This is a genomic window from Leisingera sp. F5 (genome assembly GCF_001593695.1).
The window spans coordinates 1-1,237 of record NZ_LUKH01001140.1; the positions used below are offsets into that span (position 1 = coordinate 1).

1 protein-coding gene and 1 pseudogene are annotated in these 1,237 nt (G+C 65.1%); both read right to left on the reverse strand.

What is annotated here, in order from left to right:
• Nucleotides 1–209: 209 nt before the first annotated feature.
• On the reverse strand, nucleotides 210–1,124 hold the full coding sequence (locus tag A2I95_RS39585) for an esterase-like activity of phytase family protein (protein WP_291737827.1): 915 nt from the start codon (nucleotides 1,122–1,124) through the stop codon (nucleotides 210–212).
• A pseudogene (locus A2I95_RS39590) lies at nucleotides 1,097–1,237 on the reverse strand (penicillin-insensitive murein endopeptidase); the annotation flags it as partial. The gene A2I95_RS39585 and the pseudogene A2I95_RS39590, both read right to left, overlap by 28 nt.

A 1,237-nucleotide genomic window follows, 5' to 3' on the forward strand; every position in this document is an offset into this window, starting at 1 on the left:
ACAATGCCGGGGATATGCGAGCGGGGCATGGGTCGGATCCGTTTTTCAAGGCCGCGGGCACATGTTCCGGCACGGCAAAAGACCGGCCCCTTTAAACCGGTCCGCACCCTGCTGCAAGCATCCTGCAGGGCAGGGGCTCCCGCCCGCGCGGGCGCATTTCAGGAAATGCCCCCTTCGGGTGGGCCCGGTGCCGCTGGCGGGGCGCGTGATCAGCGGGGCAGCGCGTATTCCACGAGTTCGGTGCGTTGAAAGGGCAGGAAATTGTCGTCCGACACCATGGTGGCGCGCAACCCTCCGATTTCATCTGCCCAGACGGACAGCCCTTCCAGATTGTCATGGGTGCCGGAACCGGTTTGCAGCAGAACGGTTTCGTTCGCCGGTCCTGCGGCGGTGATATCCCATCGCCGCAACCGGCTGCGGAAACCAAACAGAGTAAAGTCGCGCTCCAGGAGATAGAGCCGCCCATCAGGGCCGAAATCGGCATCCACCGGCAGAAATCCACCCTCAGGCGGCAGGCTGAAGGGGCGTGACCAGCGGCGGCCGTTCCAGCGCCAGACCGGGATCTGTCCGTGTTTATCCAAGGCGCGCTCGGGCAAGGTGTAAAGCCGTCCGCGGGAATCGATGGCGAGGGTTTCCAGGGATTTGTTGGGCGGCAGGCTGCGGAAGGCCTTGGGGCGCGGCAGAACATTGGCGCGGCTACCGGGGTGCTGGAAGCGCGCCACCCGTGCGGCGCCTTCAAAGGAAATATAGCGGCTGCCGTCCGCCGCGACCGCCAGCCCTTCGCTGTCTCCGGCAAAGCCTTTGAGCGTCTTCCCGGTGGAGGCCCGCAATTCGTGCGCGCGCCGGGCAGTGATGCCTGAAATCAGCCCCTGGCTGCGCTGGATCCGGGTTGTCACTAAAGTAGCCCGGTCGCTGAGAACGGTCATTGCCGTGCCGCCGCTGCTGAGCTTCAGCGCCGAGAACCCGCCGAACCAGCGCTGGTTCAGCTTCCAAGTATAGCTGCTGAGGTGCTGCGCCTTGCCTGCCGCAGCAGCTGCGGGGCGGTTTGCCGCAAAACCCGCAGCCGCCAGCCCGCCAGTTGCGGCCAGGGCCAGGATCAGTTTGATTGCAGAACGGCGGCGCATTGCTTGGGCAGGTCCGATAGGGTGTAATCACGCCGCGGTTTAGGCTTTGGCGCGTTGGGGTCAACTGGTTTCGGCGGCGGCGGGTTCAGAATGTCATTGACCCAGCGCTGCGC